This window comes from Evansella clarkii, from assembly GCF_002019695.1.
Lineage (GTDB): Bacteria > Bacillota > Bacilli > Bacillales > Salisediminibacteriaceae > Evansella > Evansella clarkii.
The window spans coordinates 217,473-234,850 of sequence record NZ_MTIV01000022.1 but is presented as its reverse complement, the minus strand read 5'-3'; the positions used below and the strand labels follow the sequence as shown (position 1 = coordinate 234,850).

The following is a 17,378-nucleotide window of genomic DNA, read 5'->3' as shown; positions in this document are numbered from 1 at the left end:
GGGGGGGGGGGATATATTTGCAAATTAACAAAGAGGTGCTGAAAGGTCATATAGATTTAATTATCATGTCTCTCCTTCACAGGGAGGACTTGTACGGTTACCAAATAGCAAAAACAATCCGAGAAACGAGTCACAACAACTTCGATATTAAAGAGGCCACACTGTACCTTTCATTAAAAAGACTGGAAAAAAGTGAATTAATTGAGTCTTATTGGGGTGCAGACCAAGGACCTGGCGGAAGAAGGAAATATTATAAAATCACAGATGCTGGAAGGGAGAAATTTGACGCTATGCAAGTTGAATGGAGGTTTTTAAAAGAAATAATGGAGTATTTTTTAGAAGGGAGAAACTAGAATGAAGAAAATAGACGAATACGTAAATTTTATCTATAAACACGCTACTGGAGATAAAGAGGAAATTGAAGAACTAAAAGAAGAAATGAGAAATCATTTAATGGAAGGGGTGGAAGAATTAAAAAGTGAAGGGAAATCAGAAAGAGAGGCGGTACAAATAGCTATAGAGAGGTTCGGAGGGGAAAAAGTAAAAGTGTCTGTCGTAGGAAAGATTTTTAATACCCAAAAAGTCTTCTCAAAAATAGTTTTGGTTGTTGGTATTGCTGCTCTGTTATTATCATTTGTTTTGAGTGAAATGATCGCACTGTCTGGCAATACGGCAAAAGAGGCGGATGCGGAAATTCACGCAGAGGTCTTGACCATCTTAGAAGATCAAGAAATTATAACGGATGACCTAAAGAAAGTAATTGATTCAATGCTGGCTGAAACTCAATACACCACTTCGTATAAGTATTATTATATAAGTGAGTTAGATGTTGAGTCATTCGATCGCGATTTAATTTTCTCCTATACCACCAATAATGACCCCGACTATCACTACGAAAATAAAGAATTATTAGAAAAGACAGCGTTTATGGAGATTGGAACGACAACCATTTCCGAAGGAAACTCACATGTCGTAAGAGAAATTATTAATAATTCCCCTTTATCAAGTGTGGTTTTACTCTTCGGTATTGTAGTTTACTGGATCTTGTTCACTATTTGGGGAGTCATTACGCTTTATCAAAGAAACCATTTAACACCCATATGGGTGTTAATAGTGGTCACTTTAAACGTGGTTGGGTACGTTCTTTACCAACAATGGGTAAAGAATAACAAAGAGCCTTCATAGGTATTATTTTTGATAGAAATGCAGTCGCACCAAGGGTTGTGAGGACTTTTTAAGAGTGTCCCAGATTCGGTTTTCAAAGTTGGGACACAGGTCTTTTTTAAAATCGCAAAAATGCGGAAAAAACCAGGCGCACCAAGGGATTGAGTGGTTTTTGGAGTGTCCCAGATTCGGTTTTGCTAATTTACTGTATTTTTCACAAGAAATCGGCTCAGAAGTCAGTCATACCAAGGGTTTGCGTGGTTTACTTTCGAGTTTTTAGTGTCCCAGCGTGTCCCAACTTTTTTGCCAAAATCCCTTGCGTGTATGCAAGGGTGATGTATTTTTTATACATAGATTCGCATAAATACACACGCAGTTTTGGACTTAAATCACAGAAATCAACCGTTTGTCCCAGAAATCGGCGTTTTTTCTGGGACATTTCGCATTTTTCTGGGACAAATCACGCGTAATCTGGGACATCTGGTATTAAATCTGGGACATTTTTTTCGAATCTGGGACAGCTAAATCCCATTAGATCAAGGATTATAGAACTTTTTTTTAATATGTCCCAACTAAATTTTAAAAAGTTATAAAGGAATGCTCTGCTCCTGTATATTTAACTGTGGATAACCTGTGGATAAGGGAGCAAAATAAATAAAAGTTTTGGTGGTTTGAATCTGGGACACTCTGGCGAGGTCCTATTTTTTTTTTCTGTGACTTCTATTGTTCCATTTATTGTAATTTTTTACTTTATTTAGTAGATATAATTTACATATATTGGTATAATTAGACTACAAGCGATCTGTCCGAAGAAAAGTCTATAGAGAAAGGGGGTTAGCCGATATGTCTTCGACATTGACCGTGTTTGGGAGAATCACCCGTAAACTTCGTATCGAGCATGATGAGTATTTAAAAGACATGGCATTGCACCTGGGTGTCAGCCCAGCGTATTTATCTGCTGTGGAGCGTGGGCAACGAAATGCGCCATACGAGTGGGTTGGCCGGCTGCAGGAGGCGTACGACCTGTCCTTTGAAGCAGTCGAATGCATGAAGAAAGCCGTGGCGGAATCCCGAGCGTATAACAAGCTGGATATTTCGCACCTGACAGATGCGGACAAACGGCTCATTGAAATGATTGCTGAACATCTGCCGTTATTCGATGACGTGAAGCGGGAGCAATTGTGTGAGTTGGCAGGCCAAAGGAAAGGCAATTAGTCTTTTTTCACCCCAATAAAAGCGACGAATCTCAGAAAAGGAGGCGGAGTAACATGACATTTTTACTACCGACCCAACAGTCATCTGGTACCAGCGAACCGGACAATTATGATGCGGAATATGTTCATATGTGCCTGCCGAACGGAGAAGCGGTTCGCTTTAAACGGGTGTGGTCCGGTTACCGGTTCACAGACCGTGAGATTGAGTTGCTGATCGCTGGTTATGACATCCGGATTAAGACCGCTTATACAGACGGAATTACCGGATCGCTCGAATGGCAGGAACACAATGGTCACGAATATTTCGGGTTTGCGCCGTGGGATGCTGCAGGCCATGATCGAAAGGACGCCCCGTTTCCCATTCAGTGGAATGGTCACAACTTTACAGAAGAAGAACAGCAATTATTGCGCCGAGGGGAAAAGCTCCTCCTTGTGTGTCAATCGAATCGAAGCCTTACCCCGTACGCTGTGAATGTCTCTTTCGGATTCATTCCGGAGAACGGGCCGTATCCGGCAAGATGGGGGATCATCCCTCATTTTGAGGAGTTCGACCAGCCAGCCGAGGATTTCACACGGGAAACCTGTGTGTTTCTTCCGATCTTCAGCGGGAAGACGCTCCCGCTTAGGGATATCGAGCAGTTACGTAAGGGGAAATCGGTGCCGTTTTCCGGTCTTAGCCGAAACGGACGCCCGTTTCGATGCCGTCTCACCCTGGAGCTTGATGAAACAACTAGCAGGTGGCGCCTGACCCCGAATTTTTAAGAGAAAGAAGAAGGTATTCTTCCAGGTGCAAATTGTTGAAAAATCGCTGTATACTCAGCGATTTGTTTATGATATACTATTTCCATATATTACCATAATTACCATACATCACCTACAATCGTACGGGTGGTTAGAGAAAGGAGGAGCCCCGTTATGGCGAAACAACGATTCAAAATACCCGCAACGCTGGACGTTTCGTATTTTGATATGGAATTCAACGTTAAGTCAAAGAACGGCGTGGGGATAAACCGGCCCGTGTCGGCGAAAGTGATCTTGTTCGCCCTTCTCGCCGCGTTTGGCTGGTTTTATCTAATTTTCCAGACATTTATTGGAAAGGGAGGCGTTCCGCTCATTATCGGGTTTACGATAGCATGGGTCGCTTTATCAGTATTGCTTGTCAAGGCGGATAAAACGAACCGGACAGGTTTGGAACTGGTGTTTTCCATGATTAATTACTTACCAAAAAGCGGACGTTACGTCCCTGTCCGAATGTCAGACGCGGTCTATCCGCTCCAGCACCTTCTAAATATTAAGACTGTCGATCCGGAAGACGGGCGCATTCATTATTTGGACGGTCAGATCGGTTATTGCTACCACGTCGTCGGATCGGCATCCGCCCTGATGTTTGAGCAGGATAAGCAGATTATTCTGGACAAGGTTGATTCGTTCTATCGCAAACTACCTGTGGGTGTGGAAGTCATTTACGATACCGTCTATGAAGGCCATAGCGTCGATGAACAGCTGGAGGCAGTGAGACGAACGAAAAAAGAATTAAACGTGAAGTCCAAAGGATTAAATACCCTGCTCAAAGAGCAGCATGACATCTTGAAATACGCTATTAACAACAATCAAGGCCTTACGTCTTTACATCAATATCTTGTGGTGAGGGCACCGTCAGAAGCAGCGCTTACGGAATTTGAAAACCTCTTAATTGGTGATGTGGAAGCGGACGGTATGATGTTCCGTCTCGCGAAGACCTTGAATTATAAGGAAATGGAGCGTTACTTAAAATCACTACTTGGAGCTCAGAAATAATGACAGAGAGAGGGGGACCAGACGATGAGTAAAGCACCAGCAAGAGGGTTGAGCAATCTGGTGACAAAAAATAAGCGTAAGGAAAAAGAGGTGGACACAAAGCAGAAAGATTATGCAAGAATTCGCGATTATCCCCTGTTTAGATCTATTAAGCCGAAATCTAAATTCTTGTTCCGTTCAGTTTATTTTCAAGTGGACGGGTCTTACGCGACAATCTTGACGATCCTTCACCACAGCGAGTCAGATGACAACCTCGGGTATTTCTGGGGGATCAACCTCATACCGAGAAACATCGGTTACGATGTGAGTGTCCGACGCATTGAACATGTCGGACGCATGAGTGAATCCTGGATCGATCAGCACCAGGGGCGAGCCGAGGGACTCCTCAATAACCAGGCGAATGAGACAGAAAGGGATGGCTCACTGACAGCCCGTCAGAAGCTCAGCAAGAAACAGCAGCAGCTTGTGGACATTGCGAATGACTTAATGAACGGGTCGAGCTATCTCCGTGTGGCAATGCGTCTGCTTGTCAAAGCACCGACCTTGGAGCGTCTCGACGATGCGGTGAATAAAATCAATCGCCAGTACAAAGATCGTTTCGATACGGTGTTTGCTGCTCCGTACATCGGGGAGCAAAAACGGGAGCTTTCAAATCTCTTTAATAAAGTGGAAGACAAGATGGGGCGGAACTTCATGTTCACCTCGGCGGAATTCGCCGGGAATTACAGCCTTGTCACAAGAGGGATTGAGGACCCGCAAGGGGAGTACATCGGCCAGATGGAAGGGGATGTGAATAACTCTGCGGTACTCATGGACATTGACAATTACGATTCTCACGTCGTCATTGCCGGAAAAGCCGAAGCACAAACGCTCAGTAACTGGGATTTCAAAGGGGAGCGGGGCGTGGACGTATGGGGTGTGAAGCTCGGCATGAATGCCCTCCTTCGTAACAAACGTGTGGTACATCTGGTTTTGAACCGTGCGAACGTGGATGAAATCGGCGTAGATTTATCCGATGTCACATCCAACGTGGACATGACAAGAGGGGATATTAACCCGTTCGAGCTTTTCGGGGATAAAGAGCATGAATTGAGCGTATTCCCGGCACATCTGGAAAAACTGGCACTCATGCTTGAGCAGCTGCAGCCAATGACGGATGAGAAGCGACCCCGAATTAAAGGGGCGCTCCTAAAAGTCCTGAATGATTTCTATGTAGATAAGCGGATGTGGGCAAGGAACGCGCAGGACAACCGCCACCTTTTACGCCTTGTGGGTATACCGCACAATCAGGTTCCGAAACTTCCGGAGTTCCAGGCTTACCTGGATATGGAATACAACGCTCAGGTGCAGGCCAGAAACAAGGACCCGGAGGTCATGAACGCATACGGGTTTCTACAGACGGCATTCAGGGACATGATGGATTCGAACGGGGATCTGTTCAACACCACAACCTCCACGAAAATCGACCGTGCTGCCGTCTCCAACCGGGTAATCTACGATTTCAGCTCGCTTTTGAGAAGAAGTCGGGGTGTTATGATGGCTCAGTTCGTCAACGCACTCGGTTTCGCAGTAGGTAACCTCTCGCAAGGAGATGTTGTGATCTTACATGGTGTAGAACAACTAGCACCTGGTATCAAACAGTATGTCCGGGATCAGTTCGACCAGCTTAATGATAATGGAGTTCGGGTGGTTCACATTTATAACAGCGTGGAGCGCATGCTCCAGGACCGCACACTCAATCAATTTGAAAGTGCCGACTATACGCTCCTTGGTGGAATGACAAAGTCGACAATCGCTGATTACGAACAGATCCTTAAACAAGAAGTGCCGATCGCACTGAAAACCATGCTCGAACATAAGGAGCGATATCGGTACTATTTGCGGCGAGGGTTCGATAACGTCGTATTTGCATGCGATATTCAGATGGGGTTTAACCGTTAGAAAACGCTGAAGTTAAACCTTATCTTATATAAAAACCAAAATTTAAAGGGGAAGGAGAGTGGGGCGTTATGCGATTTTTACAAACAAGGATTCCACGCGCCGCTTTCATGGGGTGCTTAGCACTCCTTGTGATGCTGACCGGCCTTTTATCCGTCGGTCACTTTGCTCTTGCCGATGACGATGGTGTATCCGATTTATCTTTACACCAGCGGGCGAGTGAATTAACGAGGGAATTCGCCACAGCTATCGCACCAGGATCTGGTGTTGACGAGCTAACCATGATTGAAGACAACGACAGCGACGATCTTCTTCCGGCAGGAAACGCAGGAGCGCTTCTCGGATATGCAGAAATTTTATCCGATGATTCCGGCATTGTCGGTTGGTTGATGAACTCGTACACAGCGTCATCAGCGAATATTACGTATGACCAGCTGATGCACATCATCGATAACAGTAGTGACAGTGCTCTATTAGCAGGTCTCTTTAATCCGTTCTATCAGTATGCGGGGTATGGGGAAGTATTGACGGATATGGGTCTAATTTCAACACTCCGGCCGGGGATCGGAGGATTGGGACGTATGGCTGGCACCGGTATTGTCGTGTTGGTGTATTTGCTGGCAAATGTGGCGCCATTATTGTTCCGGGGTGCGCTTATGATTTTAATAACGTTAAACCCGTTCCGATTGTTTGAGACTGCAATTAACGGAACCGCAAGTGCCGACCTTGGCATCATTTCCGGTGTTGCGGAAAACGTCGGAGCTCTTTATACGACGATACAAGACTTCTCGATTGTGCTTTTATTCCCGGCGCTACTCGCCATGACAGTGTTTAGTGCGCTGGTTATCCGTAAAGGTTCGGCCATGAAGCGCTTTGCCAGGTACGCCGTCCGGGTGTTCATGCTGTTTGCGGGACTTCCGCTGATCGGAGCTACCTACACGGGCTTAATTAATGATTTGGAGTCGAATGTGGCTGTCGGATCGGAATATGCGGATTACCTGATTTTATCTTCCTATGTAGACTTTGAAAACTGGGTACGGTATTCCCGGTTGGCTCCGCCGGAGGGTGGCAAGATTATGAATCCACGCCTTGGTGAAGATGAGGAACGAACGCTCAGTAACAGGGAGTTGATTCTGGCCGTGAATGGAACCCGTGCAAATAACACGCGGGCGGACGCGCTTAAAGATCGGTATTCCGCCACCTCTGATATTGGAGAAATCCTCAATGAAGGTGGAGGTAGAAGGGATATTGATACTCGGACTAGAAGTCATGCGGAGAAAAGCAGCTTCAGTCAGGTCTACAGCATTCTTTCTCGTCACATGACGGCTACGGCATTTACAGGGTCGGATTACGACGGGGAGGTTTCCGGTCAAATTCAAAAAATACGTGCGGCGGACCAAAGCATTGAAACCGAGGAAGCAATTGTGCATATGTTCTCTCTTTCTGCGAATGACAACCGGACGTGGATTGACAGGGTGAATTATTTTTCCGATGAAGCTGTATGGTTGGAGGCCGCGGATTGGACTGATGCGAAAGGGTTATTCACCCAAGGGGCGGCGGAAGACGATATGTTTATTTTCGGGGAATATTCAACGCACATTTATAACGCAGGTGATTTGACTTATTCGGTATCTAACGGGTATGTATCTGAGAATGTAGCCGATGTTGTAACGGAACCGCTTGCTCCGATTGGGGCTGGCTCATCCGGTGCCGTTGGTGGTTTATCACCAATTGCGATGTATAACTTTTTGAATACGACGTTTTCGAGTACGGGGCTCACCGTGTATTCCCCGCTACGGACAGGTAGCGACCTTTCCCGCGATGCATATGCATCCGTTACTTTTGGGGGAACAGGTATTTCTTCTTTTACACGCTGGGTGGAGAACGTGACGGTTATGCTCAGTTTGTCGGTACTATCCATCGCTTATGGTGTCATGATGATTAGCGTGGCCATCAAGAGCATCCCGCGTATCCTAAGCGGTGTGTTCGGGACAGCGCTTGGCTCGATAGCGTTTACGACAAAATTATTGATTTCCACGGCGGTACTTATTATTCAAGTGCTCGGAATGATCTTTCTTTACTCGTTGAGTGAAAGTATTCTTATGACCTTGCTCTTGAACTTCAATTCATTAGTCGATACAGGTGGAAGTTATTTCGGCAGTGGACTCATTCTTGATTTCCTGACCAGCTTCCTGATTACCGTGATTACAGCTGTTTTGACGGTGTTCATGATTAAAAACATGGCCGTCTTCCGAGAAATGATGGAGGAAGTCGTAACGAACAGTATTAATCGCGTGATGGGTGCGCTTGATACAGGTACGGGCGGTCAGGGTCTTGATGCAACTAAAATGTCTGGCGGTCGTATTGGTCAGGATGGAAAACTTACGCAGGACGCGAAAGATGCGGATAGTGGAGTTATGGGCCTTATGGGTGCAGCCCATGGTCTGGAGGCAAGGCGTGAAGCAATGGCTGCTGAACGAGGTATGGAAGGTCGCTCTATTGGGGAGAAGGCGAAAGCCAGATTCAAAACGGCGAAAGACCTCGCTAATGCAAAAACGACAGACGCCATGAAGGGTGCCGTTGGTGTTAAAGGTAAGTCTTACGAACGTGAGTTGGAAGCGAAGAATGCCGGTATCCAATCAATGCGTTACGGTGATGCTACTGCGCTAGGTAAAGTCACAAGTTCAAACTTCACAGATAACGATAATGATAAGGACGAAATCAATTCCAACCGTACAACCAGTAATGGCCAAGCTGTCGATAAAAACGGAGAAATCGTCAAAGATGCGCACGGCAACGCACTAGATGCTAATGGAAATCAGATCAGTTCAAGCTCTCCATTGGGGATGGCGGGTATGCGCGCGATGACTGGCAAAGACGGGGCGCTCATGGATGGGGACGGTAATGCGTACACCGATGAAATGGGTAATACCTTCTATCAAAACAAAAAAGGCCAGCTGGTCGATGAAAAAGGTAACTTTGTGGCTCTTGATAAAGACGGAACTCTCCAGCCTGTAGGAGCAATTCCAGGGCACAATGGAAAACCGGTTTCTGCCTTGAAAGAAGCGAAGAAGCTCGACGATATGCGTTTTGACACCGACAAGTACAAAGCGATGAAAAACGAACAGGATTCCTCACACTACGGTTTGGATATAGACGGCAATGTGGTTGGAACTGACGGAGAAGCGCTTCGTATGAACGGATCGAGCGAACCTCTAAGTCTTGATGACCAAGGTTTCGTAACGGATGCGAATGGCAACCGTGTAGCTGCCAGCGACATTCAGGGATCGTTAGATGAACGAGGGTTCGAAGTCGTTGAAGATGAAGATACAGGTGAGAAAGTCCTGCAGCACAAAGGTGATGCGGCGATGAAAAACGGCGCGGTACCTGCGGCAGAGCCAGGGAAAGGCACACCGGGAAGTAAAAACCTAACTTCCCTTGCAAAACAGTCTAATAAGGCCAATGAAGTGGCAAAACGGGCAAATGAGCGGGTGGAAGAATTAAAAGCAAATGGTGCGCCACCTTACGCAATTATGCAAGCGCAGCGTTATGCCGATAAGGCGAATAAAAACGCAAATACAGCTCAGCAAGCCTTTAATCAAGCGATGCGAAGCGAAGGGAAGGCAAGTTCCGCTACTGGTCGTCAACCAGTCACAGAGGAGCATGTAGCAAGCGCCGCTCGTCACGCAACTGCTCAAAAATCGACTCTGGATGAAAGCGTCCAGAAGTTAGAACAGATGAAAAATGACGGGGCTTCACCTGCCATGATCGCTAGACAGTCAGGGAAAGTGGAAGCTCAGCGCAAGGCCGTTCAGGAGTCGGCCAATGTGGAACAGGATCTGCGGACGGCGAAAGATGCCGGGCGTTCTTATAACGAGGTCAGCAGTGCTCGTACTCGCGTGGAAAGTGCAGAACGGGTATATCAAAAAGCACAGAATGCTCATGCTCAAGCGGTTGCAAGCGGTCAGCCGGGACACGTTGTACAAAAGCGTGAACAGAGGATGAATCAAGCGTCGAAAGTTTTATCTAACGCGCAAGCCAGTATGTCCCGTGTATCAGAAAAGCCGAGCGGTACGCCGCAGCAGATCGACCGGGCCACAGCGCAATACGATAAAGCGAAAGCGAATTACGAACAGGCAACAAACACGGTGGATACCATGAGAAAGTCGCCGAATAAGCCGACGACCCGGGAGATGAATAAAGCGCTTAAACATCAGGCGCAGGCGGAACGGCAAATGAATAAAGCACAAACTGCAAAGCAGCAAGTCTTAGATCCACCGGGTTGGCGAAGTAAAGCTCGAAGTGTACCACAGACAAAGGCGGTCCCTAACCAATCGGCAAGTAAGAGTTATGCAACGCTTACCACTTCCGGTGTGAGCAATTATAGCGATTACCAGACGCAGTTATTGAAACATACGACCGATTTGAAAAACAGCCAGTCGAAACTGGAGCAGGCCGAGCAACGTCTGAAAACGCTCCGCGCGAGCAACCGACCGCCACAGATTGTTAAACAGGCGGAAAAACAGGTAGCCTCGCTGCAGACCAACGTGGATGTCTCAAAAACTCAGGTGAAAACACTGAAGGATAACGCCCAGGGCTTGCTTAAAAACAGTAACTTCCAACCGGTAGTGGCAAGCCGACCGATTCGTAAAAACGGACAGGCAATTATCAATCAGATGATTCATATGAGCCAGTCGCAGTCGATGTACGACAAACTTGAATTCCAGCAGAAGAACGGTACTATCACAGAAGCCGGGCAGAAGCAGATGAAAACGCTGGGGACTCGTCTTAACCAGATGAAGCTCGACCTGACCCGCTCCGGTATTCGGGAGGATAGTCTTCAGGATCACGCTGGAATCGTTCAAAGCACCAAGCACATGCAGCAATCATGGGAATCATTCGTTAACGGTAAAAGTGACGAATGACCCCTCCCCTTCTGGGGGTAGGTTGATTGAATGTTTACATTTTGCACATTGTTTACCAAATTTTGTATAATATGTATTGTTTTGACATAAAGCGTGTGATATAATAATTCCATAATTTAAATTGCTGAGCAGTCAGTGGTTTGGTAGAACTTTAACCGGATTCGCTCACAGATAAAGGGGGAAAACGTTCATGTTTAGTTTTAGCACTATTGAGCCACTGGCAGGTAGCGGTGGATGGGATCTGCGGAACTTCTTGGAAAACTCGTTTTCAACACTGGGGGAGTGGATCTCCCTAGCCGTAATGATCCTTGGTATAGTCGCAGTAGGGTACGCCATTTGGCAGATCACTTCGGGTCTAATGTCTCAAGGTAAAAAGCAGACGAACTGGGCTGTTGCAATCATTCTATTACTTGTCGGAGGGACATTGTCCATGACAACCGGTTTCCAATTCGTACAGGACATCGCAGGCGGTGGACGTCGTACGATCGAAGATTTAGGTGGGCAAACGATCACGCTGTTCCATTTCGCGAAAACGTTCCTGCCTTAAACAACGGGAATCAAGAAAAACATACTAACATTAGTAGCACAGACCAAGGCCATGGTCTGTGCTACTATTTTTTTATAGTAGAAGTGAAGAAAGGCCGAACACCCTCTGGGACCAAGATAAGAGTCCGTATCAAAAAACCGGCCAACTTCACACCCTTGTTTGAATCAGTTTAGTATGTTGGGTCCAAGAGATCGTGTATAAGAAAATGGAATCAATAAGGCGCTGTGAAGACTTCTATGATTGGCTAAAAAGGAGAAGGTTCGTTTGAAGCATGTCATCGCACTTGATGTCAGTAAAGGAAAAAGTACTTTTGCTATTTATGACCGGTATAAACAATGTGAATTGGAAGGGGAATTAACTCATACTCGGATTGATTTTGAACGGCTTCATCACAGAATTGAAGAAATGACGGTTTTGGATAAACAAGCCCCCGAAATTGTGTTTGAAGCAACAGGTATTTACTCAAAACCACTGGAAAAGTTCCTGGCGACTAAAGGCCATACATACTGCCGTATGAATCCATTGGAAGCGAATTTACAAATGGCTAAGATGCGTCGTCATAAAACAGATATTAGCGATGCCCACGAGCTTGCGAAAACACACTTTAGTATGGCTCGCGAAGCGACATACCAACAAGATGACTACTTTGAACAAATGCGGGCGATTACACGTTACTATGATGAAATTGATGAAGAGATGATCCTCTTACGCAGTAGAATGCATGCGATTTTACATCTATCATTTCCGGAATTGGAACAGCTCATTACACCAAGTTCCGCGTTATTTTTAAATCTCGTACAGCTCTATCCCCATTCGGCACAATTACGAGCACTTTCAAAAACGATTATTAAAAACCGTTTGAAAGAGAACACCCGAAAGAATTTATCTTTAAAACGCGCAGAGGAGAAAGCCATTGTATTATTGAAAGCTGCCGAAAATTCGTATCCAGCTATTGATCCGTCGGACATTCGTTGTGATCAAGCAAGGGATTATGCTCGACGTATTGCGGATTTGATGGAGAAAAAGGTTCAGCTCGTCAAACAAATGGTAACTATCTCAGAAGGGAGAAAAGAATATAAGGTCTTGCGTTCATTTCCAGGAATCGGAGATTCAACAGCGTGTCGACTGATTGGCGAACTAGGGGATATCCGCCGTTTTAAAAACGCCAAACAGTTAAACGCTTACGCGGGCATTGATATCATGCGCTATCAATCCGGTAATATGCAATATCGTGATCGAATAAATAAAAGAGGTAATAAGAAGCTGCGGAAAATTTTATTTTTTATGATTTGTTCAATGCTTATGGCAAAAGGAAAACCTAATCACTTCGTGGACTATTATTACAAATTAAAAAAGCAACCTCAGAGTAAGCCTCATAAGGTCGCTGTTGTGGCGTGTATGAATAAGTTCCTGAAAGTGACGTTTCAACTTATCACACACGGCATATTGTACGATTATGAGTCCGCACTACCAGCTCAAAGATCGTAACGAAGTTTGATTCAACTATAGCACATTGACCTTTCGAAAAACAGGAAAGCGTAAGGTCTTTTTGTGATACAAAAACTTGGGTGTAGGAGGACGGGGTCCCCCTTCCTCCTACACCCAAAAATGAAATGTAAAAGAAATTAACAAAAATGCGTTGACTAAAGGTAAGAAAAGAGAGGGTGTCTTCACACCTTCTTTTTTTTTGTGGCACAAATGTTCCGTACAACAGGAAGGAACTTCAATTATTTCCTATATATTCCAGTAAATTTATGCTATAATTGGTCTTAGTTATCTGTGAAAACATTGACAGCACAGTGTTATAAACAAATTTTAATTGGAAGAGGGAGGGGGAATTCACATATGGCTAGACATGACATGAAGGGTCTGAAAAATAACAAAGAGACCAAGGAGAAGGATGATGGGTTGAACGAGCCGGAAAAGTCATCGTTTAACAAACGGTTCGAAGGACTGAGAGATAAGTTGAAACTCGGTTCCCATCATAAAATGGAGCGATTCACGGCAATGCTCGGAGTGACCCTGTCGTTCCTACTTATGTTTTCAATCTTTTCTTTTGCGAACCACCGGACCGATGTGGCCCAGAGCGTGTCTGCACAAGCCGTTTACACCAAGGACTTTAACTTTTCGTTGTCCAATGAAAGGGTGCACGTAGAAGGGGTGTTTGGAAATGAAGACAAAACGGATGTGATGATTCTTTTACGCATGCAGAACCCGAGAAATATGAGCATGAATGCGAACAATTATGAGTTGTTTATTACGGGGGCGAGAAGTTCGCTATCGTATGAACCGGATGTAACGTTTTCTTTATTTGGCTCCACCGGGTACGGCATCATCCGTTTCCAGGACGAAGGATCGATCCCGCAAGAAGTGGTCGATATTACGATCCGCTCAAATACGGAACTGTCAGCACAGACAGGTTCTGGTTCTTCCGGAGATAGCGACTCAACAGATGGTTCCTTCGCGGAATATGACCAGGGAAAATTGTTTGTCAATCCCGGCGCGGAAGACGTAGAGACACTTGATTGGCTGAAAACCGGGGAGGAAGATCCGATTACACTATATACGGCATTGATTGCTGAGCCGCTGGATGAAGAAATTCGTGAAAATATCGCTAAAGAGACCGAGGGGCTCGCACAATTACTTAACCGTGGGCAGGAATATACGAACCGCCTGATTGCCGGTGGTTATGAACCTCCGGAAACGCCGTGGTTCGTCGGTGGAGATTACATCGATGACGAAGGTGTATTTGTAGCCGCTCAGAACGTGGCTGGTGCGCACGTCCTTGATTATTCGACTACATCCATTCGGGATGGTTACATCAACCAGGTTATGAGTGATTTGTCATCCTTTGACACCTATATGAAGGAAGCCGCAGAAGACACGAAGGACAGGGATGGCAGGTCCGAGCAGGTGGATCGCGTTCAAACACTGAATCATGAGGATGGCTCCGTGCTGGATTTAACAACAGTGTCAACCGGTTCAAGCCCGTCTGCTCAGGTAGCTGCGAAGGATTCCGTGGAGTCTTTACAAGCGACATGGCGCACGTATCTCAATACCAAGTCGAAATTACAGCGGGATCTGATGCGTCAATTACTCGTTCTGGATGCCGATATCCAGTCTCAGGCGTCCTCATATTCCATTCAATCGGATGAAGACGCTGTGATATTCTATTAATCTTGCGAAGCAGGGTCCCTTCCACTATTAGCTGTGACGGGACCCTTTTGTCTTTCTTTCATGTAGATTTCAAGATTCAAAGTTTCACTACTTCATACATTCCAGTTTCACAGGTAAATGCAAAGGAGGAATGCAATATGATTGATGGGAAAAACGGCAATAATATACCGCCGCTAGAAGGGGTAGACCTTGGCCGCAGGCGTTCTACAAGGGGATCGAAACCAGATGTTTCGCCCGATACCCCGTCGGGAGATTCGGGTGGAGCCGGCGGGGATAGCGGTTCGAAATCCCGCCTGGCGGACGGGGTGAGAAGCGGGCCAGGATCGTCGAATTCATCACCACCAAATGGTTCACAAAAAACATCTGGAAAAGATGCTTCCGATGATGGGGTCGCCCCATCATCCGGATTGTCGGATGCCAGCAATAAAGAAAACAAAAATGCCGGAAACAGTACGGACGGCAAAGATAGTAAAGGTAACAGCAAGGATAAGGAAAATAACGGGAAAAGTAAGGATAGCGGAAGTAAAGAGAATAAAGACGATAAAGAGAACAAAGGTGATAGTAAAAATAAAGATGATAAAGACGATAACGGGAAAAAGGATGATGCAGACAACAAAGATAAAGGGGATTCCGGAAAGGATTCCAAGGAGGCTGGCGGAGATTCACAAGGAAGTTCCAAAAAACTGGGGGATCAGGCGAAAGATGCTTCTTCCAATGCTACGGGAATAGATTATAGTGACAAAGGGTTGAAAGATCAACTTGAACACCAGGCGGCGGATGCTGCGATGGATGCAACTCCAGGGCTCAATGCATTCAACAGTGCCCGCAGAGCATTAAAAGATTTCAACAAAGCTAAAAAGAACGCGGGTAGAGATAAAGAGGACATCACAGACAAAGCAGAACAAGCGATGGACAAGGGTGTCGACGCGGGAATCAAGGGGACAAAAATAATTGCGGGTGCCAGTATTGCCAGTGGTGCAGCTAAGCTCGGACTAATGGGTATGCTTGCGATACAAGCACTTAAAATGATTAAAGGGGTTGCGCTTGCCGTCCTTGGGAAAATCGCCGGGCTCTTTAGTTCGATATTTGGAGCCGTCGGTTCTCTCTTTTCAGGTCTTCTTGGCGTGGGGTTAGGTATCGGACAAGGCATAGCCATAGGTGCCGCGATGATGTTCATTATCGGCTTTGGTACAGTTATGTACGGAATCAACCAGGAGTTGAAGAAAATTGACGAGGCTATGGCTGACTGCCAACCAGAATGGACGGCCGTATCGGAAGCATCTCAAGAATATCTCGAATCGGGGGATATTGACGCCATCAGGGAGGATAACGCCGTGAAACTCTGGTCGGTGTATTCAGAGCTTGGCGGTTCGAAAGAGCAGACGGCAGCGGTACTCGGAAACTTGAAATACGAGAGTTCCCTCGACCCGACAGCTGTCGAGACGATTACGAATGAGGAGTTCATCATTGGGGAGCGCAAGCAGGCCGCTATCCAAAACGATTTCAAGATTTCAGCGATAAATTCGTCCTACGCTGCCGATTTTCCAGCGATTGAGTATGCTGGAATTGGGCTTGCGCAGTGGACGAACGGCCGGAACCGCCTCCTCATTGAATATGCGGAAGATCACGATGTTAACTGGTACGAATTTGATACACAAGTACGCTTTATGTTAGATGGGGATGAGTCGTACCGCCAGAATCAATTAACAGACTTCTTAACTGATGATGGCGGGACCGTGGATAGTGAAACAGAACGATTTATGAACTCCTGGATCGGCCTTTCATCACCGAACGCGTCTCTTAGTAACCGCCAGGGTAGTGCCATCGATTTCCTGTTTGTATTAGAGCGCGCAACAGCAGATACAGACTATGCGGAGAGTATTCTAAGCGGGATAAACGTCAACCGCTCTCAAGGTAATAATGCCGCAGCGGCATACCATCAAGATGATGGGTGTGGCGATCCAATCTTAGCTCACTACCGAAACCAGGCCGCAGATGGAACGGGAGAGGTACCATCTGATCTTACACTCGTTCCGTGGTCAAGGGAAACTCTGCCGTCTTCGTTAGAGGAGTTCGCAAAGAATCCGGAAGATGCAGGGCTTGCATGGGGGAATGAGTCCGGATGGGCGAACGGTATTATTGCCGATCAATGTGCGGCGCTTGCTCACAGTTATTTCATGCAGCTGTATCCCGATTGGAATAAAAACGGCCGGGGTACTACACGACCATTTGGAGACGGGGGAGTCCTCGCCGAGTTATGGGCTAATCATTACGGGGAACAAACGGTGAGTTATCCGACAGCCGGCGCGGTATTTAGTGATGCGACGACCAGTGTATATGGTCACGCCGGAATCGTTCAGCATGTATTTGCCAATGGAGATATTTTGATAAATGAGCAGAATATCCGCGGTGTTTCCGGTAGAAATGGCGGTATGAGCTATTCCTGGAGCTGGCGTGTCATAACGAAAGATCGCTATGAGGACAACAACTGGGAGTTCTTCAAACCAATAGATGCTGAACCGCGTTGGGTGCAGGAAAGACTTTAATAAAAACTTGTCAAAACGCTGAGCGTACAGTATAATGGACATAGCGGAAGAGAAAGGTGTCGCTTCTGGT

General features: G+C 46.2%; 11 protein-coding genes. All 11 read left to right on the top strand.

Annotated elements, in window-relative coordinates; translation table 11 throughout:
- Positions 1-17: 17 nt before the first annotated feature.
- Positions 18-353: a PadR family transcriptional regulator gene (locus tag BK582_RS26270; protein WP_078598699.1), complete on the top strand. Its 336-nt coding sequence runs from the start codon at positions 18-20 to the stop codon at positions 351-353.
- 1 nt (position 354) lies between these two features.
- Entirely contained in the window at positions 355-1,185 is an 831-nt protein-coding gene (locus BK582_RS27580) for a permease prefix domain 1-containing protein (protein ID WP_177344676.1), read from the top strand.
- An 822-nt stretch (positions 1,186-2,007) separates the two neighbouring features.
- Positions 2,008-2,379: a helix-turn-helix domain-containing protein gene (locus tag BK582_RS26260; protein ID WP_078598698.1), complete on the top strand. Its 372-nt coding sequence runs from the start codon at positions 2,008-2,010 to the stop codon at positions 2,377-2,379.
- 53 nt (positions 2,380-2,432) lie between these two features.
- Positions 2,433-3,140 (top strand): DUF3945 domain-containing protein, encoded by a 708-nt coding sequence (locus BK582_RS26255; RefSeq protein WP_078598697.1) that lies wholly within the window; start codon positions 2,433-2,435, stop codon positions 3,138-3,140.
- Between the two features lie 153 nt (positions 3,141-3,293).
- Positions 3,294-4,175, top strand: a complete 882-nt coding sequence (locus tag BK582_RS26250) for a hypothetical protein (RefSeq protein ID WP_078598696.1) — start codon at positions 3,294-3,296, stop codon at positions 4,173-4,175.
- A 24-nt stretch (positions 4,176-4,199) separates the two neighbouring features.
- The gene (locus tag BK582_RS26245; RefSeq protein WP_078598695.1) at positions 4,200-6,116 is read left to right on the top strand and encodes a hypothetical protein; all 1,917 of its coding nucleotides are present in this window, start codon (positions 4,200-4,202) and stop codon (positions 6,114-6,116) included.
- 68 nt (positions 6,117-6,184) lie between these two features.
- On the top strand, positions 6,185-11,038 hold the full coding sequence (locus BK582_RS26240; RefSeq protein WP_078598694.1) for a hypothetical protein: 4,854 nt from the start codon (positions 6,185-6,187) through the stop codon (positions 11,036-11,038).
- Positions 11,039-11,228: 190 nt separating this feature from the next.
- Entirely contained in the window at positions 11,229-11,585 is a 357-nt protein-coding gene (locus BK582_RS26235) for a hypothetical protein (RefSeq protein ID WP_078598693.1), read from the top strand.
- Between the two features lie 264 nt (positions 11,586-11,849).
- On the top strand, positions 11,850-13,073 hold the full coding sequence (locus tag BK582_RS26230) for an IS110 family RNA-guided transposase (RefSeq protein WP_078593298.1): 1,224 nt from the start codon (positions 11,850-11,852) through the stop codon (positions 13,071-13,073).
- A gap of 357 nt (positions 13,074-13,430) precedes the next feature.
- Positions 13,431-14,762 (top strand): hypothetical protein, encoded by a 1,332-nt coding sequence (locus tag BK582_RS26225; RefSeq protein ID WP_078598692.1) that lies wholly within the window; start codon positions 13,431-13,433, stop codon positions 14,760-14,762.
- Positions 14,763-14,764: 2 nt separating this feature from the next.
- Positions 14,765-17,308, top strand: coding sequence for a phage tail tip lysozyme (locus BK582_RS26220; protein ID WP_139368372.1), 2,544 nt, complete (start codon positions 14,765-14,767; stop codon positions 17,306-17,308).
- Positions 17,309-17,378: the final 70 nt, after the last annotated feature.

Bases quoted from the DNA above. Each gene is read 5' to 3' on its own strand.
- BK582_RS27580 (WP_177344676.1), top strand. From the start codon at position 355: ATGAAGAAAATAGACGAATACGTAAATTTTATCTATAAACACGCTACT.
- BK582_RS26225 (WP_078598692.1), top strand. From the start codon at position 13,431: ATGGCTAGACATGACATGAAGGGTCTGAAAAATAACAAAGAGACCAAG.
- BK582_RS26255 (WP_078598697.1), top strand. From the start codon at position 2,433: ATGACATTTTTACTACCGACCCAACAGTCATCTGGTACCAGCGAACCG.
- BK582_RS26250 (WP_078598696.1), top strand. From the start codon at position 3,294: ATGGCGAAACAACGATTCAAAATACCCGCAACGCTGGACGTTTCGTAT.
- BK582_RS26240 (WP_078598694.1), top strand. From the start codon at position 6,185: ATGCGATTTTTACAAACAAGGATTCCACGCGCCGCTTTCATGGGGTGC.
- BK582_RS26245 (WP_078598695.1), top strand. From the start codon at position 4,200: ATGAGTAAAGCACCAGCAAGAGGGTTGAGCAATCTGGTGACAAAAAAT.
- BK582_RS26260 (WP_078598698.1), top strand. From the start codon at position 2,008: ATGTCTTCGACATTGACCGTGTTTGGGAGAATCACCCGTAAACTTCGT.
- BK582_RS26235 (WP_078598693.1), top strand. From the start codon at position 11,229: ATGTTTAGTTTTAGCACTATTGAGCCACTGGCAGGTAGCGGTGGATGG.